General features: G+C 38.5%; 25 protein-coding genes. 4 read left to right on the top strand and 21 right to left on the bottom strand.

Translation table 11 applies throughout. The features are described from left to right. Window positions 1-70 precede the first annotated feature (70 nt). The 5 genes from ACK4HO_RS00265 to ACK4HO_RS00245 form a co-directional block, all read right to left on the bottom strand. Window positions 71-724 carry a 3-oxoacid CoA-transferase subunit B gene (locus ACK4HO_RS00265; RefSeq protein WP_409660889.1) on the bottom strand — a complete coding sequence of 218 codons (654 nt, stop codon included), beginning with the start codon at window positions 722-724 and terminating at the stop codon, window positions 71-73. 2 nt (window positions 725-726) lie between these two features. Beyond that, the gene (locus ACK4HO_RS00260) at window positions 727-1428 is read right to left on the bottom strand and encodes a CoA transferase subunit A (protein WP_409660886.1); all 702 of its coding nucleotides are present in this window, start codon (window positions 1426-1428) and stop codon (window positions 727-729) included. 94 nt (window positions 1429-1522) lie between these two features. Further along, window positions 1523-3838, bottom strand: coding sequence for a penicillin-binding protein 1A (locus tag ACK4HO_RS00255; RefSeq protein ID WP_409660884.1), 2316 nt, complete (start codon window positions 3836-3838; stop codon window positions 1523-1525). Window positions 3839-3842: 4 nt separating this feature from the next. After that, window positions 3843-4334, bottom strand: a complete 492-nt coding sequence (locus ACK4HO_RS00250) for a gliding motility lipoprotein GldH (RefSeq protein WP_409660881.1) — start codon at window positions 4332-4334, stop codon at window positions 3843-3845. Next, window positions 4312-5508 (bottom strand): stage 0 sporulation family protein, encoded by a 1197-nt coding sequence (locus tag ACK4HO_RS00245; protein WP_409660878.1) that lies wholly within the window; start codon window positions 5506-5508, stop codon window positions 4312-4314. Before ACK4HO_RS00245 ends, ACK4HO_RS00250 begins: the two co-directional genes overlap by 23 nt. 182 nt (window positions 5509-5690) lie before the next feature. Between ACK4HO_RS00245 and ACK4HO_RS00240 the strand changes: the two genes are divergently transcribed. Next, the gene (locus tag ACK4HO_RS00240) at window positions 5691-6104 is read left to right on the top strand and encodes a lipocalin family protein (RefSeq protein ID WP_409660876.1); all 414 of its coding nucleotides are present in this window, start codon (window positions 5691-5693) and stop codon (window positions 6102-6104) included. Window positions 6105-6141: 37 nt separating this feature from the next. Here the strand turns inward: ACK4HO_RS00240 and ACK4HO_RS00235 are convergent, their stop codons facing one another. The 12 genes from ACK4HO_RS00235 to ACK4HO_RS00180 form a co-directional block, all read right to left on the bottom strand. Then, window positions 6142-7500 (bottom strand): rhodanese-related sulfurtransferase, encoded by a 1359-nt coding sequence (locus ACK4HO_RS00235; protein ID WP_409660873.1) that lies wholly within the window; start codon window positions 7498-7500, stop codon window positions 6142-6144. Window positions 7501-7709: 209 nt separating this feature from the next. Beyond that, window positions 7710-8120, bottom strand: a complete 411-nt coding sequence (locus ACK4HO_RS00230; protein WP_187659242.1) for a BrxA/BrxB family bacilliredoxin — start codon at window positions 8118-8120, stop codon at window positions 7710-7712. A 127-nt stretch (window positions 8121-8247) separates the two neighbouring features. Next, window positions 8248-8841, bottom strand: a complete 594-nt coding sequence (gene hisIE / locus ACK4HO_RS00225; protein WP_409660870.1) for a bifunctional phosphoribosyl-AMP cyclohydrolase/phosphoribosyl-ATP diphosphatase HisIE — start codon at window positions 8839-8841, stop codon at window positions 8248-8250. Next, a complete protein-coding gene (gene hisF / locus ACK4HO_RS00220) occupies window positions 8838-9590 on the bottom strand; it encodes an imidazole glycerol phosphate synthase subunit HisF (RefSeq protein ID WP_409660868.1) in 753 nt (250 codons plus the stop codon). Before hisF ends, hisIE begins: the two co-directional genes overlap by 4 nt. Beyond that, window positions 9584-10297, bottom strand: coding sequence for a 1-(5-phosphoribosyl)-5-[(5-phosphoribosylamino)methylideneamino]imidazole-4-carboxamide isomerase (gene hisA / locus ACK4HO_RS00215; RefSeq protein ID WP_409660865.1), 714 nt, complete (start codon window positions 10295-10297; stop codon window positions 9584-9586). Before hisA ends, hisF begins: the two co-directional genes overlap by 7 nt. After that, entirely contained in the window at window positions 10294-10872 is a 579-nt protein-coding gene (gene hisH / locus ACK4HO_RS00210; protein ID WP_409660862.1) for an imidazole glycerol phosphate synthase subunit HisH, read from the bottom strand. The genes hisA and hisH overlap by 4 nt, the downstream gene beginning before the upstream one ends. Then, window positions 10869-11960, bottom strand: a complete 1092-nt coding sequence (gene hisB, locus ACK4HO_RS00205; RefSeq protein ID WP_409660860.1) for a bifunctional histidinol-phosphatase/imidazoleglycerol-phosphate dehydratase HisB — start codon at window positions 11958-11960, stop codon at window positions 10869-10871. The genes hisH and hisB overlap by 4 nt, the downstream gene beginning before the upstream one ends. Next, a complete protein-coding gene (gene hisC / locus ACK4HO_RS00200; RefSeq protein ID WP_409660857.1) occupies window positions 11957-12970 on the bottom strand; it encodes a histidinol-phosphate transaminase in 1014 nt (337 codons plus the stop codon). The genes hisB and hisC overlap by 4 nt, the downstream gene beginning before the upstream one ends. Further along, window positions 12963-14252, bottom strand: a complete 1290-nt coding sequence (gene hisD, locus ACK4HO_RS00195; RefSeq protein ID WP_409660855.1) for a histidinol dehydrogenase — start codon at window positions 14250-14252, stop codon at window positions 12963-12965. The genes hisC and hisD overlap by 8 nt, the downstream gene beginning before the upstream one ends. A 16-nt stretch (window positions 14253-14268) precedes the next feature. After that, on the bottom strand, window positions 14269-15126 hold the full coding sequence (gene hisG, locus ACK4HO_RS00190; RefSeq protein ID WP_409660853.1) for an ATP phosphoribosyltransferase: 858 nt from the start codon (window positions 15124-15126) through the stop codon (window positions 14269-14271). Between the two features lie 259 nt (window positions 15127-15385). Next, complete coding sequence (locus tag ACK4HO_RS00185; RefSeq protein ID WP_409660851.1) at window positions 15386-16525, bottom strand: lycopene cyclase family protein; 1140 nt, start codon at window positions 16523-16525, stop codon at window positions 15386-15388. After that, a complete protein-coding gene (locus ACK4HO_RS00180) occupies window positions 16526-17269 on the bottom strand; it encodes a transporter (protein WP_409660849.1) in 744 nt (247 codons plus the stop codon). It abuts the gene before it with no gap. A gap of 82 nt (window positions 17270-17351) precedes the next feature. Between ACK4HO_RS00180 and ACK4HO_RS00175 the strand changes: the two genes are divergently transcribed. Then, window positions 17352-17999, top strand: a complete 648-nt coding sequence (locus ACK4HO_RS00175; protein ID WP_409660847.1) for a metal-dependent transcriptional regulator — start codon at window positions 17352-17354, stop codon at window positions 17997-17999. Window positions 18000-18001: 2 nt separating this feature from the next. After that, a complete protein-coding gene (locus ACK4HO_RS00170) occupies window positions 18002-18820 on the top strand; it encodes a ZIP family metal transporter (RefSeq protein WP_409660845.1) in 819 nt (272 codons plus the stop codon). Here ACK4HO_RS00170 and ACK4HO_RS00165 read toward each other — a convergent pair. The 4 genes from ACK4HO_RS00165 to ACK4HO_RS00150 form a co-directional block, all read right to left on the bottom strand. After that, a complete protein-coding gene (locus tag ACK4HO_RS00165) occupies window positions 18817-18942 on the bottom strand; it encodes a FeoB-associated Cys-rich membrane protein (protein WP_409660843.1) in 126 nt (41 codons plus the stop codon). The two genes, ACK4HO_RS00170 and ACK4HO_RS00165, sit on opposite strands and share 4 nt — an antisense overlap. Beyond that, a complete protein-coding gene (gene feoB / locus ACK4HO_RS00160; RefSeq protein ID WP_409660840.1) occupies window positions 18943-21048 on the bottom strand; it encodes a ferrous iron transport protein B in 2106 nt (701 codons plus the stop codon). It abuts the gene before it with no gap. Window positions 21049-21054: 6 nt separating this feature from the next. After that, on the bottom strand, window positions 21055-21291 hold the full coding sequence (locus tag ACK4HO_RS00155) for a ferrous iron transport protein A (RefSeq protein WP_409660837.1): 237 nt from the start codon (window positions 21289-21291) through the stop codon (window positions 21055-21057). A gap of 74 nt (window positions 21292-21365) precedes the next feature. After that, window positions 21366-22040 (bottom strand): SCO family protein, encoded by a 675-nt coding sequence (locus tag ACK4HO_RS00150; RefSeq protein WP_409660834.1) that lies wholly within the window; start codon window positions 22038-22040, stop codon window positions 21366-21368. Between the two features lie 139 nt (window positions 22041-22179). Between ACK4HO_RS00150 and ACK4HO_RS00145 the strand changes: the two genes are divergently transcribed. After that, window positions 22180-24231, top strand: a complete 2052-nt coding sequence (locus ACK4HO_RS00145; RefSeq protein ID WP_409660831.1) for a M13 family metallopeptidase — start codon at window positions 22180-22182, stop codon at window positions 24229-24231. The last annotated feature ends 7 nt before the right edge of the window (window positions 24232-24238 follow it).

Below are 24238 nucleotides of genomic sequence, written 5' to 3'. Positions count from 1 at the left end.
AAAGATTACTCATAAAAAAACCACAAAATTCAATCGAGTTTTGTGGTTTTTGTTTTTATAATGAGTTTGATTAAATCACCATTTCCGGAATTTCACCTTCGATAATTAAATCGGCTTCTGTTGAGGCGATAATATGTTCCACGGTTACGCCCGGTGCGCGTTCTAAGAGTTTGAAACCTTTTGGCGTGATTTCCATTACGGCTAATTCGGTTACGACTTTTTTCACACAACCTACGCCCGTTAGCGGCAAGCTGCATTTCTTTAAAATCTTACTTTCGCCGGCTTTATTGACGTGCATCATCGCCACAATAATATTTTCGGCAGAAGCTACTAAATCCATTGCGCCGCCCATTCCTTTGACCATTTTACCCGGAATTTTCCAGTTGGCTATATCACCATTTTCAGAAACTTCCATAGCGCCCAAAATGGTTAAATCTACTTTCTGACTTCTTATCATTCCAAAACTGAAAGCCGAGTCAAAAAAACTGGCTCCCGGTAAAGTCGTGATGGTTTGTTTTCCGGCGTTGATGACATCTGCATCTTCTTCGCCTTCAAAAGGGAATGGTCCCATTCCTAAAACGCCGTTTTCAGATTGAAATTCAACTGAAATATCTGTTCGTACATAATTCGCCACCAAGGTTGGAATTCCGATGCCCAAGTTAACGAAATACTTATCCTTAACTTCTTGGGCTATTCTTTTTGCGATTTCTTCTTTTCCTAGCATGACTAACTTCTTTTTCGGGTTGTACGTTGTTCGATACGTTTCTCAAATTTTTCGCCTTTGAAGATGCGTTGCACCATGATTCCGGGAATGTGAATTTGATTTGGGTCGAGTGAACCCACCGGAACTAATTCTTCTACTTCAGCAATGGTAATTTTAGCGGCACCGGCCATGGGTGCATTAAAGTTACGAGCGGTTCCTTTGAAAATTAGGTTTCCGGCTTCGTCGCCTTTCCAAGCTTTTACTATGGAAAAATCGGCTTTGTAGGCTAGTTCCATGATGTGCATTTTGCCATTGAATTCGCGGACTTCTTTGCCTTCAGCGACTTCAGTTCCGTAACCGGCAGGAGTGAAGAATGCCGGAATTCCGGCTTGTGCAGCGCGACATTTTTCGGCTAAAGTGCCTTGTGGTGTTAGTTCAACATCCAATTCGCCTGAAAGCATTTGGCGTTCGAATTCGGCATTTTCTCCCACATAGGAAGAGATCATTTTTTTGATTTGTCTTTTTTGGAGCAACAAGCCCAAACCGAAATCATCAACACCGGCATTGTTGGAAATACAGGTTAAATCTGTGGTTCCTTTTTGGACCAATTCGTCGATGCTGTTTTCGGGTATGCCGCAAAGTCCGAAGCCACCAAGCATGATGGTCATACCGTCTTCGATGCCTTGCAGTGCTTCTTGTACAGAATTTACTTTTTTGTTAATCATGATTGATTAGTGTTGTTTTGTTTGTGGCGTAAATTTAGGAATTTAAAAGAGAATAGGGAAATACCTGCCTGCCGGCAGGCAGGGCTTCTGAAAATTATAACCCAAATTCTTCCGGATCTTGAAATTCTTCTTCTTCCGGAACCGCTAAGGAGTCGACTTCGACTTTTGGTGGCGACCAACAATCGACTTTTATAGAAAGATTATCGGGTCTTTGGAAAGGATCTTTGGAGATTTGCAGGTCTTTGTCTTCGTAACATTTCTTCATCATATAGCCCCATATTGGTAAAGCGGCTGTTGCGCCTTGACCATAGGTAATGCCTTTGAAACGAGCTGAACGGTCTTCGCAACCTACCCAAACACCGGTCACCAAATTGGGAACCATACCAATAAACCAACCATCAGATTGGTTTTGTGAAGTTCCGGTTTTACCCGCAATTGGGTTGGTAAACATGTATGGATAACCGGTCCAACGGTTGTCACCGCTTCCGCCGCCTTGGGTACGCAAACGCACACCCGAGCCGCTTTCGGTTACGCCTTCGAGCAATTTGATTACGGCATAAGCGATGTCTTTATTCAATACGTCATGTGTGTCGGGAACGGGTTCATAAAGGATGACACCGTTTTTATCTTCGATTCTGCTGATGAATTGTGGTTTGATGTAAACGCCTTGGTTGGCAAACGTACTGTAAGCCGCGACCATATCTTCTACTGTAATTTCTACTGCTCCTAACGCAATCGATGGTTGTGCAGGAATTTCAGATTCAACGCCTAATTTTTTGGTCAATGCAGCTACGGCTTCGGGTCCGGTTTTGTCAATTAATTTGGCCGAAACGGTATTGATTGACAAAGCCAAAGCGCGTTTTAAAGTCACCATGCCTCTATATTGATGGTCGGAATTTTTAGGCTCCCAATCTTCGGTTACGTTGTGTCTTCCTTTGTGAATCATAAACGGACTGTCGATGATAGAATCACAAGGCGACATACCGAGTTGCTCAATCGCTGTGGCATAAACGAATGGTTTGAAAGTCGAGCCGACTTGTCTAGCACCTTGACCAACGTGGTCGTATTGGAAATATTTATAATCAATTCCGCCAACCCAAGCTTTGATATGTCCGGTTTGTGGTTCCATCGACATTAATCCCGCTTGCAGGAAGTGTTTGTAATACCGAATGGAATCCATCGGGGTCATTAACGTATCGATTTCGCCTTTCCAGGAAAAGATTTTCATTTTGGTTTTGATGTCAAACGAAGCGATAATTTCGTCTTCGGTTTTGTCCATGTCTTTCATTACGCGCCAACGCTCGGAGTTTTTCATAGCTTGGTTAATGATTTTTTTGGTTTCTTCAGGGGTGATATTTATGAAAGGTGCGTTTTTATTATCCTTTTGTTGGGCAAAGAATTCCTGCTGTAGGTTTTTCATGTGTGCCGATACGGCTTCTTCCGCATGTTCCTGAATTTTGGAATCAATGGTGGTATAAATTTTTAGTCCGTCGCTATAAATGTCCCAATCACTGCCATCAGATCTTTTGTTTTCTTTGGCCCAATTTTTCATGTATTCACGAAGGAATTCACGGAAATAGGTTGCTGTTCCTTCTTTGTGACTTTCGGGATGGAAGTTTAGAACGATAGGTTTTACCGCTAAAGTGTCACGGGATTCTTTAGCCAAAACTTTGTTTCTTACCATTTGGTCTAAAACAGTATTTCTTCTGTTTTTTACTTTTTCCAGACGACGAAGCGGATTGTAAAGGGAAGGATTTTTAAGCATTCCGACAAACATCGCGGCTTCATCAATAGATAAATCGCGTGGTTCTTTGCCGAAATATACTTTAGAAGCCGAACGAATTCCAACGGCGGTATTTACAAAATCGGCCTTGTTTAAGTACATGGCAATGATTTCGTTTTTAGTGTATTGGCGTTCTAATTTAACGGCGATAATCCATTCTTTTACTTTTTGAATCACACGAAAAGGCTTGAAACTCGAACCTTCACCATGGAAAAGCAATTTGGCTAACTGTTGCGTTATCGTACTCGCTCCACCATCGGAACCTAGTTTTATGGCTGCGCCTAAAGTTCTTCTGCCGTCAATTCCGGAGTGTTCGTAGAAACGCTCATCTTCCGTAGCGACTAAGGCTTTCACCAAATGTGGCGGTAAATCTTCATATTTAATTGGGGTTCTGTTTTCGTTGTAAAACTTACCAATGGTCACACCATCAGAAGAGATGATTTCGGTGGCCAAATTAGATTCCGGATTTTCTAAATCTTCAAAGGAAGGCATGCTCCCGAAAAACCCCCAAGAAGCCAAAAAGAAAAACAAAATCATTACACCAAGTCCGTAAACCAACAACTTCCAAAACTTATTTTGGTAGTATTTAATGTCTTTAACTGTTGCGGTATTATTTTTTTGTGCCATATTTTTATTCTGTAGATTCGATTCTAAAACCAACATCGGATATTCCTGCCAGTGAAGGAACGCCTTCAATTTTGCCGGTTTGTCTTACTGCGTGTTTGATGTGAATTTTATAAATTCCTTTTTGTGTAAAAAGTTGTTTGTCTTTATAAAACAGCTTATTTTCTTTAATATCGGTAAATCCTTCTCCAAGAAGCGTGCCATCAGGATTGGTCATTTGGTATTCTAAAGTATCCACTTTTATTTGTCTGTTTGGGTGTTCCAAAGAAACAATCAAGAACAAATTATTAAACGGATAATCATCGTTATCTCTGACGTTAACGTACAAATTGTACATTTTTTTGGCGTCTAATTGTGGCAATTCAAAAGTGACTACACTGTCTTTGTGCCATTCTTTACCAACGGATTTATATTCGTCAAAAACTCTTTTTTCGTCGCAAGAAAATAAAAGCACCGCGACCAATAGCAGAATAAAACTATTTCTTAATCTTAGGCTCATTATTATTCTCGGATGAAGGTTTTTTATCGGCGCCAAAAGGTTTACGCTTTTTATTTTTATTGTTATTTCTTTTCTTATTTCGAGGTTGGTCAAAACGAGTCAAACTCTCTTGTCCCATGGCGTTGTTGAAATCTTTTTCAGGTTCAGCGACAATTTCAATGGCAAAATCTTCCAATGAACTTACTTTTTTGCCTTGTTTGTTTTGGGTCACAATTTCTCTAACCTGGTCAATTTTCAACACATGCCAATTGGCAAAATTGTCAAAATAAGCAAACCACATTAAGCCTTTGAAAATATCTTGTTTTTGACAAACGGCGTCGCCTTTTTCGGTTTTTAATTTGGTTTCAAAATCCGGAAAATCTTTAAGCGCATCCATGTAGGTGTCTAGTTCATAGTTCAGACAACATTTCAATTTACCACATTGACCGGCTAATTTTTGCGGGTTTAAAGACAATTGTTGGTAACGCGCTGCCGAAGTATTCACGCTTCTGAAATCGGTTAACCAAGTCGAGCAACACAATTCTCTTCCGCAAGAACCAATGCCGCCAAGTCGAGAAGCTTCCTGACGGAAACCAACTTGCTTCATCTCAATTCTGGTACTGAATTCACGCGCATAATCTTTGATTAACAAACGGAAATCCACGCGATCATTGGCTGTGTAATAAAAAGTTACTTTCGAACCATCGCCTTGGAATTCGATATCAGAAATTTTCATTTCCAATTTGTGTGCAATCGCCAATTCACGGGCTTTTACCTTCATCGGTTCTTCCTTGTCACGGGAATCGCTCCAGATATCGATGTCTTTTTGAGACGCTTTTCGGTAAACTTTGGCAATTTCAGGACTGGTGTGATTTACGCCTTTTTTCTTCATTTGAATTTTAACCAATTCGCCTGTAAGCGTAACAATTCCGACATCGTGACCCGGTGAAGCTTCAGTAGCCACAACGTCACCGATGCTTAAAGTTAGTTTTTCGGTATTTCGGTAAAATTCTTTTCTTCCGTTTTTGAAACGCACTTCAATACAATCGAAAGGCGCTTCTCCATTGGGCAAACTCATGTTAGAGAGCCAATCGAAAACGGTTAGTTTGTTGCAGCTATCGGTGCCGCAAGTCCCATTATTTTTGCATCCTTTTGGTGCACCACCATCGGATGTAGAACAACTTTGACAAGCCATAATTTGGATATATGTATGTTGGTCGCTTCGTTTCGATAACGAGGCTACTAATCATAAACGTTAAAAGTGTAAAGATAGTATTTTTTAAAGTTTTTAAAATTCTTTCTAACAATATTTGAATTTGTTTTTCTATAAGATAATTTTTCTATTTTCGCTTTTTTAATAAAATAAAATTTAATACAATGAAAAAATTAAGCTTATTCTCTTTGGCAATTTTGTCAAGTTTTGCGATTTCATGTTCATCTGATGATGGACCAACTACTTCTGGGGATTTAATTGGGAAATGGTATTTTAAAGAATACAAAGTACAAGGGCAAACTATTCCTTATGATGATCATGAAGAATGCGGTAAAGATTATATTCAATTTAACGATAACGGAACCGGTGCGAATGTTGATGTATGGGATTGTGTAGAAGATATTGCATCATTTACTTACACAAGATCGGGTAACAGTCTTACCATTACTTCTGATGGCGTATCCGATACTGTTCAAATAACGGAGCTTTCTTCAGCTAATTTAAAGATTAAAACCACTTCTGATTTTGATGATGATGGTGATGATGAAACGGTTATAATAGTTTTAACTAAAAACTAAAAATTAGATAAAAAGCCGTTAATTAAAACGGCTTTTTTTATGCAATAATTTTAAATAGCTTATCCGATAAACGCACTCGAAAAGGAACTTCAAAAGTGACTTTGTCTCCTGGTTTGGCCATTGTACTTTCTTGTCCGTTCACTAACATTTTATCTAAAATTAAGTCTTCATTTCCTGTTGTTGGTCCGGAAATTATGATTTTATCGCCAATATTGAGTTCCTGGTTTTCGATGATAAAAAGGCCAACTTTTGCTTTTACGTAGTAATGTTCGGCTTTGCCAACTAATACTTTTTTCACCTTTATTTTTTGGCGAATGTCAGTTGGTTTTTTGGCTGTAGCCAATGCAATATCGGAGAGTTCACCCGAGTGTTTGAACTTGAGGTTTTCAGATTTTCCTTTGCGAAAGATTTTGTTGCCGACTTGCTTTCCTCGTCTCAATTTTACTTGTTCGGCCAAAGGCAAATGGGTAATTTCCAAACATTCATTGGAACAACAATTTTCCATTGCGGCTTTACAATCGTCACATTGGATAAACAACAAATGACAACCGTCGTTGGAACAATTCGTATGATTGTCGCACGGTTTTCCACATTGGTGACATTGCGAAACAATATCGTCGGTGATTCTTTCGCCTAAACGATGGTCGAATACAAAGTTCTTTCCGATGAATTTGCTTTCCAGATTTTCCTCTTTGATTTGTTTGGCATAATTGATAATGCCGCCTTCCAATTGGAACACATTTTTAAAACCTTGGTGTTTGAAATAAGCGGAGGCTTTTTCGCAACGAATACCACCGGTGCAATACATCACGAGGTTTTTATCTTCTTTAAAATCTTTTAATTGTTCGTTGATGATAGGTAAACTTTCTCTAAAAGTTTCTACATCCGGAGTTATCGCGCCTTTGAAATGCCCGATTTCACTTTCGTAATGATTCCTAAAATCGACCACAATCGTGTTTGGATCTTCTAAAATTTGATTGAATTCGTTGGCTTTTAAGTGTACGCCAATGTCGGTTACGTCAAAAGTTTCGTCATTTAAACCATCGGCTACAATTTTTTCCCGAACTTTTACGGTCAATTTCAAAAACGAATGGTCATCGTGTTCCACAGCCACATTTAAGCGGATGTTTTTCATGAAATCATAGGCTTCTAAAGTTTCGCGAAAAGCTTCAATATTTTCGGCCGGAACCGACATTTGGGCATTGATTCCTTCTTTGGCCACATACGTTCGGCCTAAGGCATCGAGTTTGTTCCATTCGATAAATAAATCGTCGCGAAATTTTTTGGGATCTTCAATTTTGGCATACGCATAGAAAGACAAAGTCAGTCTTTGTTTACCGGCTTGGTCAATCAGCTCGGCTCTTTCTTCTGCGCTTAAGGTGTTATACAGTTGCATGCTATAAACGTTTAAGTGAGAAATATGTTGTGAATTCTAAATGGAAGAATTCGGTGCAAATTTACATTTTTTTGGCAATAAAAAAACCCAAACAGTTTTTACACCGGTTGGGTTTCTTTTTCATAGCATTTCTCCCATTTAGCATGGCATCTTGTTCAGTAGACGCAATTCAATAGAAAAGGTTGCGTGATGTTTTTAAAAAATATTTTTTAGCAGAATTCTGCGTAAGCATCTTTTAGGTTTTCCGCGATTAGTTCAGCCGGACGACCTTCAATATGATGACGTTCTAACATGTGCACCAATTCGCCGTTTTTGAACAAAGCCATACTTGGCGATGATGGCGGAAAAGGAAACATTTCTGCTCTTGCTGCGTCAACGGCTTCTTTGTCAACTCCTGCAAAAACAGTGATTAAATGGTCCGGTTTTTTAGCACCATCTAAACTCATTTTTGCACCCGGACGAGCATTTCTGGCCGCACAACCACAAACTGAATTGACAACTACAAGTGTTGTTCCTTCTGCTTTGATAGCATTTTTTACGTCGGCTGCTGTATATAATTCTTGAAAGCCAGCTTCTGAAAGTTCAGCTCGCATTGGCAATACCATTTCTTCTGGATACATATTTTTTTATTTTAAATATTAGTAAATTTTAGATTTTGAAATCTCTTGCAAAGATAATGAGAAATTTAAAGGTAATTTTTAAAGAAATGATAAAGATTTGTTATTGTTTGATAGTCTTAAAACGGTTTTATTTATTTTTCATTCGGTCTTTTAAAATGGTTTCTACTTTTTCCAAGCTAAAGCCTTTTGCTTTGAGTAAAATTAAATAATGAAACAGTAAGTCAGCCGCTTCGCCAAGAAACAAATCGGCATTGTCGTCTTTGGCTTCTATGACCAATTCGACTGCTTCTTCACCTACTTTTTGAGCAATTTTATTGAGTCCTTTTTGGAAGAGTGAAGCAACATAAGAGTCGGAATTTTGAGTTTTAATTCGATCTTCAATAATTTGTTCCAATTGATTTAAAAACGGAAGTTGGGCTTCTTCTGCAAAACAAGAAGTTGTTCCGTTGTGACACGTTGGTCCGTTTGGAATGACTTGAATGAGTAACGCATCTTGGTCGCAATCTTCTTTAATAGAAACAACTTTTAAAAAATTCCCTGAAGTTTCGCCTTTGGTCCACAACCTGTTTTTGCTGCGGCTGAAGAATGTCACAATTTTTTCTTCTTGTGTTTTTTGGAATGCTTCTTCGTTCATGTAACCTAGCATCAACACTTGTTGCGTTTGGTTGTCTTGAATAATCGTTGGAATTAATCCGTTATATTTTGAGAAATCTAAGGTCATCTGATGGGTATGTTTTGGGTTTTTAAAATGTTTTTTAAAGTAGCAATCGGCACTTCGTTAAAGTGGAATATACTCGCAGCTAATCCGGCGCTGACTTCAGTTTTGGTAAATAAATCGATAAAGTCCTCTGCATTTCCTGCGCCACCGGAAGCAATAACCGGAATAGAAACCGCTTCGCTAATGGCATTGGTGATTTCTAAAGCAAAGCCGTTTTTCGAACCATCGTTGTTCATTGAGGTAACTAATAATTCTCCGGCACCGAGTGCTTCTGCTTTTTTGGCCCAATCAACCGCTGGAATTCCGGTCGATTCCCTGCCACCTTTGATAAAAACAAACCAGTCATTTTCGATTTTTTTAATATCAATGGCGACGACCAAACTTTGGCTTCCGAATTCATTTGATATTTGAGTAATTAAATCCGGATTCAAAACGGCAGCAGAATTGATACTGACTTTATCCGCACCGGATTGCAACAACAATTTAGCATCTTCCACCGATTGAATGCCGCCGCCAACGGTGAAAGGGATATTGATTTCTTTAGCCAACTGGGTTACCATTTTGGCCAAGGTTTTTCTCTTTTCTAAAGTCGCGCTGATGTCTAAGAACACCAATTCGTCAGCGCCGTTTTTAGAGTAAAAAGAAGCCAATTCCACCGGATTTCCGGCGTCTTTCAGTTCCAAAAATTGAATGCCTTTCACAACACGCCCGTCTTTAATATCCAAACACGGAATGATTCTTTTTTTTAACATAATTCGCGCAAGTTTTCGATTTTAATAGTGCCTTCGTATAATGCTTTACCGATGATGGCGCCTTCGCAACCTATGGTTTTCAGCAATTCTAAATCAGCTACAGTGGTCACGCCACCGCTGGCAATTAGATTCACTTTGGTCTTTGATAAAATATCAATATACAATTCATTGGATGTGCCTTGAAGCATGCCGTCTTTTGAAATGTCAGTACAAATCACAGTCGAGATACCTTTGGAAACATAGTTTGAAATGTATTCTATAACATCTAGTTCAGACGTTTCCAGCCAACCCTGAGTCGCAATTTTTCGATTCAAACAATCGGCGCCTAAAATGATTTTATCGTTTCCGAATTCGTTTAACCAGTCTAAAAACTCCATTGGATTTTTGGCAGCAATACTGCCGCCGGTAACTTGATTGGCGCCGTTTTCAAAAGCAATTTTGAGGTCTTTACGTTGTTTTAATCCACCGCCGAAATCGATTTTCAAATTCGTTTTCGTAGCGATTTCATACAGCACTTTGTGGTTGATAATTTGGTTGGATTTAGCGCCGTCCAAATCCACTAAATGCAAATATTGAATCCCATTGTCTTCAAAATATTTAGCGACTTCCAACGGATTTTCGTTATAGATTTTTTGCGTCGCATAATCGCCTTTGGTCAAACGGACACATTTGCCGTTGATGAGGTCTATGGCCGGTATGATTCTCATAATTTCAAAAAGTTTAGTAATAATTGTTCGCCTGCACTCGAAGATTTTTCGGGGTGGAATTGGGTTGCATAAAAATTATCTTTTTGCATCGAAGCGCTAAACGGAACGATATAGTCACAAACAGCGGTGGTTTCTTGACAGATTTCAGCGTAATAACTGTGGACGAAATAGAAGTTTTCTTCGGCTGAAATTCCATCATACAATATTGAATTTAAACCCGAAATGTTGTTCCAGCCCATGTGCGGCACTTTTAATTTAGGTTCGAATTTCCTTACTTTAGCTTCAAAAATCCCCAAACAATTGGTGTCGCCTTCTTCCGAAAACTGACACAATAATTGTTGCCCGAGGCAAATTCCTAAAACCGGTTGTTTGAGGTTTTTAATCACTTCGTTTAACCCTTTTTCTTTTAAGTATTTCATCGCCGAACTCGCTTCACCAACACCTGGGAAAATTACTTTTTTTGCTTGTTGCAAAAGGGTTTTATCATCGGTTACTAGGCAAGAATAACCCAATCGTTCCACCGCATTTTTCACCGAAGTGATGTTGCCGGCATTGTATTTTACTATCGCTATCATAAGATTCCTTTGGTGCTTGGGATGTTGTTTGTGCCGTCTTTTTGAATGGCCATTTTTATGGCTTTGGCAAAAGCTTTGAAAATCGATTCTATTATGTGGTGTTCGTTTTCGCCTTCTGCTTTGATGTTTAGATTACATTTGGCGCCATCACAAAACGATTTGAAAAAGTGGGAGAACATTTCAGTAGGCATTTCACCGATTTTTTCTCTTTTGAATTGGGCTTCCCAAACCAACCAGGAACGACCGCCAAAATCTAAAGCGACTTGTGATAAACAATCATCCATTGGCAACAAAAAGCCATAGCGATTAATGCCTTTTTTGGAACCTAAAGCCTGTGCAAAAACATCACCCAAAGCAATCCCAACATCTTCAATCGTGTGGTGTTCGTCTACATACAAATCGCCTTTGACTTTGATGTTTAAATCGATATTTCCGTGTTTAGCAATTTGGTCGAGCATGTGATCAAAAAAGCCTAAACCGGTGTTGATGTTGCTTTTTCCGTTACCATCCAAATTAATTTCAACGGAAATTTCGGTTTCTTTTGTGGTTCGAATAAGTTGTGCCACGCGAGGTTGCGCTTTTAAAAATTGGTAAATGGTTTCCCAAGAAGTAGTAGTCAAAACCGCTTGTTCATTGGCTTCAGCCGAAATAGAAATCGCCTGACTGCCTAAATTTTGGGCCAATTGAATATCGGTAATTCTATCGCCTATCACAAATGAGTTTTTCAAGTCGTAATTGCCTTTGACAAACTGCTGCAATAAAGCGGTTCCGGGTTTTCGCGTAGGCAAATTTTGTTCCGGAAATGATACATCAATAATCACATCCGAAAATCGAATCCCTTCGTTTTCAAAGGCTTTGAGCATCTTATTTTGGGCCGGCCAAAAAGTGTTTTCGGGAAAGGAGTCCGTTCCCATGCCGTCTTGGTTGGTGACCATGACCAATTCATAATCGAGTTCTTTGGCAATGCGCGATAAGTATTGAAAAACTTGCGGATAAAACTCGAGTTTTTCTAAAGAATCGACTTGAAAATCAATCGGCGGCTCGAGGATTAACGTGCCGTCTCGGTCTATAAATAATACTTTTTTCATACGGTTATTAGTTGTAAAGCATATAGTAATTGTTGGTTTTCTCTTGGCGTTCCAATGGTAATTCGAATGGTGTTTTGAACTACCGAACTTCGGTTACGCGTGATGATTTGTTGCTCGATTAAACTGTTGTAAATGTTGGTGGCATTTTCCATTTCGACTAATAAAAAATTGGCTTCAGACGGATAAATTTTGGTTACAAAATCTAAGGCTAAAAGGGATTCTTCGAGCAACTCGCGCTCTGATTTTATCAGTTGTACATTCGATTTGAAAGTAGCTTCATCGGCAAGCGATTTTACTGCGGCTTCTTGGTTCAACTGACTCACATTGTAAGGTGGTTTGACTTTATTCATTACCGAAATAATAGTTTCATTGGCATAAGCAATTCCGATGCGAACTGCTGCCAAACCTCGGGCTTTGCTAAAGGTTTGTGACACAATCAAATTGGGATATTGTTTGATTTTGGAAACCAAAGAAGGTTGTTCGCTAAAGTCGATGTAAGCTTCGTCCAGAAAGACAATTCCGTTGAAATTTTCAATAATGTACTCGAGATTTTCCAAAGCATTTCCGGTTGGATTGTTGGGCGAACACAAATACAAAACTTTAGCTTTTTGCGCTAAAATGGCTTCGGTATTCAATTGAAAATCTTCGGTAAGCGGAATCGAAATGATTTCCAGATTATTAATGTTGGCATAGACTTCATACATGCCATACGTTGGCGGACAGATGATGATTTTATCGGCTGAAGGTTCGCAAAAAACGCGTTGGACTAAATCGATGATTTCGTCGCTTCCGTTGCCGATTAAAATGTTTTCAAGGCCGACTTTCTTCTGACTGCTCAAAATTTGTTTCAAGCGCCATTGGTAAGGATCGGGATAGCGGTTTAAGTTGCCATATGGATTTTCATTGGCATCCAAAAAGATGCCTTTATTACTTTTATACTCATCTCTCGCGCTCGAATACGGCGTCAACGAAAGAATATTTTTTCGAATTAAATTGTTGATATTATCCATTTTGTAATTTTTTTAATCGAATGGAAACTGCGTTTTTGTGGGCGTCTAATTGTTCGGCTGCTGCCATGAGTTCAATAGTTGGACCAAGATTTTGAATTCCTTTGGAAGTCAATTTTTGAAACGTGATTTTCTTGACAAAACTGTCTAATGAAACGCCGCTGTAATTCTTCGCATAACGATTGGTTGGTAACGTGTGGTTGGTACCGCTAGCGTAATCTCCGGCGCTTTCGCAACTGTAATTGCCAATAAAAACCGAACCGGCATTTTCAATTAAATTGATTTTGTTTTCGGCATCTTCTAGGGCTAAAATCAAATGTTCCGGTGCGTAAAAGTTGCTGAATTCGATTCCGGTTTGGATACTTTGAAAAACCAATGCCCGACTATTTTCCAGTGCTTTTTCTACAACCGATTGTCGTGGTAAAAGTGCTTTTTGTTTTTCGATTGCTGAACCAACTTTTGAGACAATTACCACGGAATTGGTGACCAAAATCACCTGACTATCGCCACCGTGCTCGGCTTGCGAAAGCAAATCAGACGCTACAAAATCAGGATCGCAAGTGTCATCGGCAATGACCAATAACTCACTTGGTCCGGCCGGCAAATCGATAGCTAAACCTAATTGTTGTGCGTATTGTTTGGCCGCAGTCACATATTGATTTCCCGGACCGAAAAGTTTATCCACTTTCGGAATTTCATCGGTTCCTAATGTCATTGCCGCGATGGCTTGAATGCCACCAACTTTGTACATTTGAGTAACACCGGTTAATTGTGCAGCGTACAATATAGCCGGATTGATATTACCGTTTTTGTCCGGTGGCGAACACAAAACAATGTTTTTACAACCTGCAATTTTTGCCGGAATCGCCAACATTAAAACAGTAGAAAAAAGTGGTGCAGTTCCGCCTGGAATGTAAATACCAACCGTTTCGATAGCGCGACTTTCTCTCCAACAAAACACGCCCGAAGTAGTTTCGATTTTGGTTGGGATTTCCTTTTGAGATTGGTGAAAACGCTTGATGTTGTCGGAAGCGATTTGGATGGCGTTTTTTAAATCAGATGGAATTTCGGCTACAGCTTTTTCTATTTCCGCTGTCGAAACGGCTACATTTTCAATCGATATGCCGTCGAAATAATTCGTATACTTTTTTACGGCAGTTGAGCCATTTTTTTGGATGTCGTTAAAAATGGATTTTACGGTTTCGTTTAAATCGGCTGTCGCTACGGTTTGACGTTTGGCCAAATTATTCCATTGTTCGGGAGTTGGATTTATATAAGTTTTCATGTTTTATTGAATTGAATTATCGAATCATTTTTTCTATCGGAATAATGAGAATGCCTTCGGCACCGAGATTTTTGAGTTGTTCTATGATTTCCCAATAATCGTCTTCTTGAATCACCGAATGCAAACTGCTCCAGTCTTTGTTGACCAAGGGTAAAATGGTCGGCGATTTCATTCCGGGAAGCAAAGAACAGATGTTGTCGATGGCAGAATTTGGTGCATTTAATAAGATGTATTTATTCTGTTTTCCCTCGCGAACCGATTGGATTCGGAACAGCAATTTGTTGAGAATGGTTTGGGTTTCTTGTGTCAGATTTGGATTGGCAATTAAAACGGCTTCACTTTTAGTAACGGTTTCGACTTCTTTTAATCCATTCATTAAAAGTGTACTTCCGGTGCTGACAATGTCGAATACGGCATCGGCTAGACCAATGCTGGTGGCAATTTCGACGCTGCCGCTGATTTCTTCGATAAAAACATTGATGTTCTTTTGGGCAAAAAAATCAATTAGGATTTTAGGATAACTGGTGGCGATTCGTTTGTCTTGAAAATAACTTAAGTCGGTGTAGATTTCGTCTTTCGGAATGGCCAATGACATGCGGCAACCGGCAAAACCCAATTGCTGAATCACTTTTACCTCTTTGCCTTTTTCCCAGACTTCATTTTCGCCCAAGATGCCAATATCGGCAACGCCTTGTTCTACGTATTGCGGAATGTCATCATCGCGCAGGAATAGGATTTCGACCGGGAAATTTTGGGCAACGGCTTTGAGTTTTCGTTCGCCATTGGAAATTTTGATGCCGCATTCTTCGAGCAGTTGAAGCGACTTTTCACTGAGTCGGCCACTTTTTTGAATTGCAATTTTTAAAGTACTCATTTTTAATTGGGAATAAAAGCTGAGTATATCGCGAAGTGTATAAATACAAAAAACCCGTCTTGATATACTCAGACGGGTTTTTAATTATGTTTTTGAATTAGCTACAATACATCATTAACTCGCCTGGTTGCAAGAATGATGATGATGTAATTGAGCAATAATCGTGTTCATGTTTTTTATTTTGATGGAGCAAAACTAGGGATAACTTTCTGAAGAAACATTGCTTTTTATAAAGTTTAACATTTGTTGATTGACTTAATTACCGAATAATTCTGCTAAAAAGCGCTTTGATAAACAGCATTTTTGGGCAGCGCCAAATGACCTGCAAATCTTCCCAAAAAGAGGTTTCTTCATCTAAAAACTTGAAGATTACGGAGGTATTTCCTTTTTCAAACATAGCAGAAAAGATGGTGGAACCCAAATGGTTTTTTTGATCTAAAATATCTAAAAGAAGCAAATCATAAAACCAAAATTTATCAGTTTTATGAAACTTAGTTAAATTGTTTTCTTTGGACAAAAATTGGACTAAAGCTTTTGATTTTTTAACCGTATTTTTAAAAGTATAACCGGTACTGGCTTTGGTCCATCCGCCGGCAGAGCCAATGTTGAGGATGTTTTTCGAGTTGTATTGCCAAAACGGATAACACGTCATTGGAATATTTCCCTGTTCTTTTTCCAATAATTCGTAATTCGTAATTCCTAATTTATTGATGTAGTTTTTGATTTCAGTTTCGTATTCTTCCTTGGCTAATAAATCTTTGGAGAACAACGTATATTCCAATAAAGCTTCGTTCGCTGAAGTTGGTAACACATACATAAATCGCGTGTTGCCTTTTTGTTCCACTGAGAAATCCATAAACGTAGCACAATCCGGATTGAAAACGGGTTCTTTGCTTTTGATAAACCAACCGATGAAATGCTGGTGCAGAAAAGGATATTTAGTTTGGTTTTTAACCAATTCCGGGTTGAAAATGGAGTTGAAAATTTGGTTACAAGTAAAACTTTCCAAATCAGTTTTGACTTCGCAACGATGTCCTAATTCTTCAAAATTGATCACTTTTTGGTTTAAAAAAGTGATGTTTTTTTCTTTAGAAATTACTTCAAAAACCTTGTTGTAAAAATCCAATCCTTTCACCATTTTGTATTGGTATGGATTTAGATTTAGTTGTCTTTCAAAAGAGTCATTTTTGAACCAAGCTTCGTTCCATTGGGCGGAAGCCATATCATTATATAAACCTTTATCGTCCCAAAAGCACCAAGTTCTATCGTTTGTTTTTTTGGAATTCTCGTCAATCAGAAGAATAGATTTGTCTTTGAATTTTCCGGAAAGGACCATTTCATAAACCGTCATCAAAGCGGATAAACCTGCGCCGGTAAAAATGTAATGGTAGTGTTTCATTTAGAGTCTGAATGAGAAGCCCACGGCTAAGTAATGTTCTGGGGCATTATCGGTAATTCCGATTCCCGAAGACAAATCTAGCATAAAATTGTTGTTAATCAAATAGGTAATACCGCCGTCAAAACTGTGGTTTGCGGTATCATTTTGAGGAGCAAAACCAAAAAATTCAATATATGAACCAATTTTTTCAGTGATTGAAAGTCCAGTCGCTACGGTATAAATGAAAGTGGGTTCAGCGGAAAAGCCATCCCATTCGGCGCCTAAATTGTAGCTGAATGACATTCTTTTTGACAAAGTGTGCTGCATAACAAACCGGAATTCTGGGGCATGGAATTCGGTTTTGAAGTCAGTTGAAGCGGCATTTGGTAAAGAAATATGACCAATGAAAGAAGTTTTAGGCCAAAATCCTTTCTCTTCTGCAATTCTGATTTTGCAACCAATTAAAATCGGATTCAATCCCGAAGCCGTCTCGATACCGAATTTTTCGGAAACAAATTCAGTAATTAATCGCAACTCGAAATTTTCATTCACGCCATATTTCCAGAGGGTTGAAGGCAAAGTATTGGTCTTACTTACTTCATCATTCTTTTGAAATGAGAAACCCGTTTCTACTTGAAACATTCCTTTTGGCGTTAGGGCAGGAGTTTCTGTTTGGTCCGGTCTGTCGGTTTGAATAGGTTCTGTTTCTTGAGCAAAGCCAAGACTTGTAATTAGTATAAAAGGCAAGAGTAAGTTTGTTTTCATGAAAATATATTTTAGACAAAACTAAAAAATATTTTATTTAAATCAAATTTATGTTTATTTTTGTCCAACAGAATTTATACTCATGACCATTTCCGAAGAAAATTACATTAAGGTTATTTATCACCTGTCGTTGGTTTCTCCAAAAGGCGTAAATACTAATGCCATCGCCGGAATGTTAGAAACCAAAGCGTCTTCGGTGACGGATATGTTGAAGAAACTTTCTGAAAAGGATTTGGTTTCCTACCAAAAGTACCAAGGGGTAACTTTGACAGAGAATGGTTTTCTTTCGGCTAAAATGATTGTGAGAAAACACCGTTTGTGGGAAGTTTTTTTGGTGGAGAAATTGGCTTTTAATTGGGATGAGGTGCATGAAATTGCCGAAGAATTGGAACACATCAAGTCGGAAGCATTGATTAATAAATTAGACGCTTTTCTAGGATTTCCGGCGTTTGACCCGCATGGTGATCCCATTCCGAATGAAAAAGGCGTGATTCAAAAAGTCAATAAATTATTACTTTCCGAAGCCGAATTGAACAGAGAATATTATTGCATCGGTGTTAAAGATTCTTCTTCGGAGTTTTTAAAATATTTAGACAAACAAAAAATAGCTTTGGGTTCTACTTTTAAAGTAATCGAAAAAGAAAGTTTTGATGATACTTTGACGGTCGAAGTCAATTCACAAGAGAAAATTATCTCCAATAAAATTGCTAATAACTTATACGTTCAATAATTATGTACCAATCAGTAATAGAATATTTTGAAAGTATTGACCCGGTTTTGGCCGCTTTTTATGCCACTATGTTCACTTGGTTTTTAACAGCGCTTGGTGCTTCGTTTGTGTTCTTTTTTAAGAATATGAATCGTGTAGTACTTGATGGAATGCTTGGTTTTACAGGCGGTGTGATGGTGGCGGCGAGTTTTTGGAGTTTGTTGGCGCCAGCCATTGAAATGAGTGAAGGGGAAGGTTTTGTGAAAGTTATTCCGGCTTCGGTTGGCTTTTTATTGGGGGCATTATTCATTTTTGGTTTGGATAAAATTCTACCGCATTTGCACATAAACTTCAAAGAAACGGAAGGGATAAAATCGCCTTGGCAGCGAACAACCTTATTGGTTTTAGCCATCACTTTGCACAATATTCCAGAGGGATTAGCGGTTGGAGTACTTTTTGGTGGAGTAGCTGCGGGAATTCCGGAAGCTTCAATTGCAGGAGCTGTTACTTTAGCGATTGGAATTGGAATTCAAAATTTCCCTGAAGGAATCGCGGTTTCTATGCCTTTGCGCCGAATGGGCATGAGCCGTTGGAAAAGTTTTATGTACGGACAATCATCCGCTATTGTAGAACCGATTGCCGGAGTTTTAGGCGCAGTAGCCGTTATCTTTTTTATACCAATTTTACCTTATGCGCTAGCTTTTGCCGCAGGTGCGATGATATTTGTAGTAGTAGAAGAAGTGATTCCGGAGACACAGCAAGATAAAAATACAGACATTGCCACCTTGGGATTTATAGGAGGATTTATCGTGATGATGACTTTGGATGTAGCTTTGGGTTAGTGACAACCACAATCGTCTTTGTCACAACCTTTTTTGGCCTTCTTTTTGCCAATAAATTTTTTGGCCAAAAAACCTATGGCGATTCCCAATGCCACATAAACCAGTATTTCCTGAATATTCATTTATTTCAAAAATTGGTACGCTATCAGCGCGGTTAGATAAGCAAAGCCACTCATAAATACCAATTGGATTATGGGCCATTTCCAACTGTTAGTCTCTTTTTTGACAATCGCCAAAGTACTGATACATTGCATCGCGAATGCATAAAAAAGCAATAAGGAAACTCCGGTAGCAAAGTTGAAAACCTTTCTGCCATCAGGATGAACTTCAGCATTCATGCGGTTTTTGATGGTGGTTTCTTCATCGCCGTGACTTCCAACGCTGTAAATCGTGGCCAAGGTTCCTACGAAAACTTCACGAGCCGCAAACGAACTTACGACAGCAATTCCTATTTTCCAATCATAACCCAAAGGTCTAATTACAGGCTCTATAGATTTTCCCATAATTCCGATATATGAATTCTCGAGTTTGTGCGAACTGATTTGGTCGTTTAGGTATTCTAAATCATCAAGTCTGTTTTCTGTTTTAACTTTTTTGATGACTAAACTTTCGGCATTGTCAAATCCTTTTTTTGGTCCGTGTGAGCCTAAAAACCACAAAATAATCGATAAGGCCAAGATGATTTTTCCGGCACCAAAAACAAAAGCTTTGGTTTTTTCAATTACGTTAATTGCCACGTTTTTAAATAAGGGTAATTTGTAGTTTGGCATTTCTACAACAAAATACGATTTGGCTTTCAGTTTTAATATTTTATTCAAAAGATAAGCCGAGAAAATCGCCATTCCGAAACCTAAAAGATACAAGACCATCAAAGTGGCACCTTGTAAACTGAAAATACCAAACAATCTTTTTTCGGGAATAATTAAGGCGATTAAAATTGCATAAACCGGTAAGCGCGCCGAACAAGTAATGAATGGAGTGACCAAAATGGTAATCAATCGTTCTTTCCAGTTTTCAATATTTCGCGCACTCATAATCGCCGGAATAGCACAAGCGGTACCCGAAATTAACGGCACCACACTTTTGCCCGACAAGCCGTAACGACGCATAATTTTGTCCATCAAAAAGACTACTCGACTCATATAACCGCTTTCTTCTAAGACAGAAATAAATAGGAATAGAAAAGCAATTTGCGGAATGAAAATTACAATACCGCCAATTCCGGGAATGATGCCTTCGCTGATTAGATTGGTAAATTCACCCGCAGGAAGATTGTTTTTAGCATAATTGGCCAAATTGGCAAAAGAGCTGTCAATAAATTCCATAGGAATGCTCGACCAATCAAAAATAGATTGGAAAATCAGCAATAAAATCCCAAAGAAAATTGCGTAACCAAAAATTTTATGCGTTAAAATTTTGTCCAATTTAGACCGCAAATCAGAAGCATTTGCCGTGTCAATTTGCTGACCGATTTTCAACGTGTCATTGATAAATTGGTAGCGTTTTATGGTTTCTTTTTGTTGTAACCGTTTTAAGTCGGAATGCGATTTGGCGAAGGAACTTTGGATTTCTTTTCGCTCCAAATTCAAGAAATTGACATCCTGAGTAATCACCAACCAAAGTTTATACAATAACTGATTGGGAAAAGCATTTCGAAGTTTGTCAAAATAGTCCGCATCAATGCTCGAAGCATTCAAGCAAGGTTCTGTGGAAAGATTTTTATAATCGACAATCGTGTTTTTGAGTTCGTCTATACCAACGCCTTTTCGAGTGCTGACTAAGACGATTTTGGTTTTTAATTGTTGTTCCAAATAAGGTATGTCTAGCGTAATTCCTTTCGGTTTCATTCGGTCAGACATGTTGATGACCAAAATAGTTGGAATTTCTAAATCCTTGATTTGGGTAAACAGTAAAAGATTTCTTTTCAGATTCTCTACATCGGTCACCACTATGGCAACATCAGGGAAAAGTTTGTCGTTTTTGTTGAGTAATAATTCGATTACTACGTTTTCATCAATTGAGCTCGCATTTAAACTGTAAGTTCCCGGTAAATCAAGAATATTGGCTTTGATATTGTTGGGTAATTTGCAGAATCCGAGTTTTTTTTCAACGGTAATTCCGGGATAATTGCCCACTTGTTGGTTCAATCCGGTGAGTTGATTGAACACCGAAGTTTTTCCGGTATTTGGGTTTCCAATAAGCGCTACGTTGATGTGTTGGATGCTCATTTTTGATTATTTCTCACGGATTTCGACTTCAATCTCATGAGCGGTTTCTTTTCTTATCGCCAAATGAGAACCGTTGTTTACATTGATGTAAATCGGATCGCCAAGCGGTGCAATCTGAATAATTTCTATGTCATTGTTTGGTAAACAGCCCATCTCTAAAAGTTTTAGCGGGATTTTATCCAAATCAACGTAAGTGATTATCGCTTTGTCTCCAATTTTTAATAAATCAACGGTGGTTTTCAATGCTTATTTAGATTGAATTAAGATTACAAAAGTAGGCATAAAAAAAGAAAATCGAATGATAATTGTCAGTTTAACTAATTTTTATCGTCTTCCAATAACCACTTAATATCTTCAATTAGTTTTTGAACTTCTTCCTTTTTGGTGCCATCATAAAAACCTCGAACATGTCTTTCGGCATCCACAAGGACAAAATTTTCGGTATGTACCATGTCGTAAAGTTCTTTCGGCTTGCCTAATTTTACTGCCAAATAGGATTTTCGGGCCATGCTGTAAATGGCTTTTTTGTCACCGGTAACCAAGTTCCATTTAGCATCAACAACACCTTCTTTTACAGCATATTTTTTCAAAACCGGAACACTGTCAATTTCAGGGGTTACGGAATGAGATAAAATCATGACTTTTGGATTGTTCAGAAAAGCCTTTTGTATCTCAATCATATTTTTACTCATCACCGGACAAATGGACCCGCAAGTGGTAAAGAAAAAATCGGCTACATAAATTTTGCCTTCATAGTCTTTTTGGGTAATGGTTTCGCCGTTTTGATTGGTAAAAGAAAAGTCAGCTATTTTATGGTATTTTTCAATATATTGCACCGTGCTGTCTACTAATTCCGGATTCACATCCGCCGGATTGTAAATAGGAAGCGTTTTTTCGGGTTTTAAAACATTGTAAAAAAGTGAAACCGTTATGATGGAAAAGATGACGAAAGTTCCAATAAAGATTCTGTATTTTTTTATAAAGGCAAGCATTCTTTTTTTGGCAAAAATACAAAAGCTAAGTCAACCACAGTAACTTTTCAGGGCTAATCAAGACTTATATTTTTGTTAAAAATCAATTTCTAAATTGATAATCGATAAATTTGTATAAACTAACAAAATTTCACTCTTTATGAAAAAGAATACCATATCAAAAGCATTACTCGTAACCGTTTTATTGGCGGGTGTTTTACAAATCAATGCGCAAGAGATGAAACCCGGAATTAATTTGTTCTTGATGGATAAATCAGTCAGACCTAACGATGATTTCTTCAATTTTGTTAATGGGACTTGGGTAAAAAATACCGAAATTCCTGCCGATAGAACCCGTTGGGGAAGTTTTGATGAATTGCGTCAAAAAACGGATACGGATGCGTTGGCCATTCTGAATGAAGCCGCTAAAAATCCTGCTTATAAATCCAACACCGACCAAGGGAAAGCCATCAATCTTTACAAGTCAATTATGGACACGGTAGCCCGAAATAAAGCAGGCATTGATCCGTTAAAACCTTATTTAGCCAAAATTAACGCTGTAAAAAACATAGCCGATTTACAGAAATTAATGATTGAAATGGCGCCAAAAGGAGGCATTGGTTTTTTTGGTGTTGGTGTTGGAACCGATGCTAAAAACAGCAACAGAAATGTGGTCAATGTTGGTCCGGGTTCCTTAGGATTACAGGATAGAGATTATTATGTTTCTGATGACGCGGATTCAAGAGAGAAAAGAGATAAATATGTTGCCCACGTAGCACGCATGTTGGTTTTACTCGGAGAAAAGCCGGAAACAGCTAAAGATAATGCCAAAAAAATATTAGCACTTGAAATTGAAATGTCAAGTCCAAGATTAGACAGAGTCGAAAGAAGAGACCGAAGAAAAACTTACAACCCAATGACTGTTGCCGATTTGCAAAAATTGACTCCGGACATTAATTGGGAAGGTTACATTGCCGGAATAGGATTGCCTAAAGTAGATTCGGTTATTGTGTCACAACCAAGATATATGGAGTACTTGCAGAAAATTTTCACAAATAACAAAGTTGAGGATTGGAAAGCCTACATGAGATGGACTTTATTGAATGATGCCGCTAATAAATTGTCGACAACCATTGAAAAAGCCAATTGGGAGTTTTACAGCAAAACACTGAGCGGAGCCATCAAGCAAAGACCTTTAAACGAAAGAGCACTTCAGGTAGTTAATGGTGCGACAGGAGAAGCATTAGGGAAGTTGTATGTTGAAAAAATGTTCCCGGAAGAAGCCAAACAAAAAGCTACGGAAATGATCAAATACGTGATTATGGCCTATGAAAAACGCATCAACAACTTAACTTGGATGTCTCCGGAAACCAAAGAAAAAGCTATTGAAAAATTAAACGGCATGACCATCAAAATTGGTTATCCGGACAAATGGAAAGATTATTCGGCGTTAACTATTAAAAGTCCGGCTGAAGGCGCAACGTATTTCGACAATGCCATGAGCATTTCCAATTGGAATTTTAAAAGAAACATTGACAAGTTGGGCAAACCGGTAGACAAAACCGAATGGGGTATGTCACCACAAACGGTAAATGCTTACTACAATCCGTCAAACAATGAGATAGTGTTTCCGGCAGCAATTTTACAACCGCCATTTTATGATTATAAAGCAGATGAAGCTGTAAATTATGGTGGTATAGGAGCGGTTATCGGACATGAGATTTCACACGGATTTGATGATTCAGGGTCAAGATATAATGCCGAGGGTAACTTAGTAAATTGGTGGACTGAGGAAGATTTAAAACAGTTTACAACCTTAGGAACTGATTTGGCCAATCAATATTCGGCTTTGGAGCCACTACCCGGAATTAAAGTAGACGGAAAGTTTACCTTGGGCGAAAATATTGGAGACTTAGGTGGAATCAATGCCGCTTACGATGGTTTGCAATTGTATTTAAGCGATAACGGTAATCCCGGATTAATTGACGGCTACACGCCTGAACAACGTTTGTTTATTTCTTGGGCTACTATTTGGAGAAGCAAAATGCGTGACGAAGCCATAAAAAACCAAGTGAAAACTGACCCGCACACACCGGGAATGTACAGGGCTTATGTGCCGTTATTAAATTTGGAAACTTTCCACAAAACATTCGACATCAAACCTGGAGACGGTATGTATCTTGAACCGAGTAAAAGGGTGAAAATCTGGTAATAAAAAT

The organism is Flavobacterium sp., from assembly GCF_046296355.1.
In the GTDB taxonomy this organism is placed as follows: Bacteria; Bacteroidota; Bacteroidia; order Flavobacteriales; family Flavobacteriaceae; genus Flavobacterium.
This window is presented reverse-complemented; position numbering and strand designations above follow the sequence as displayed.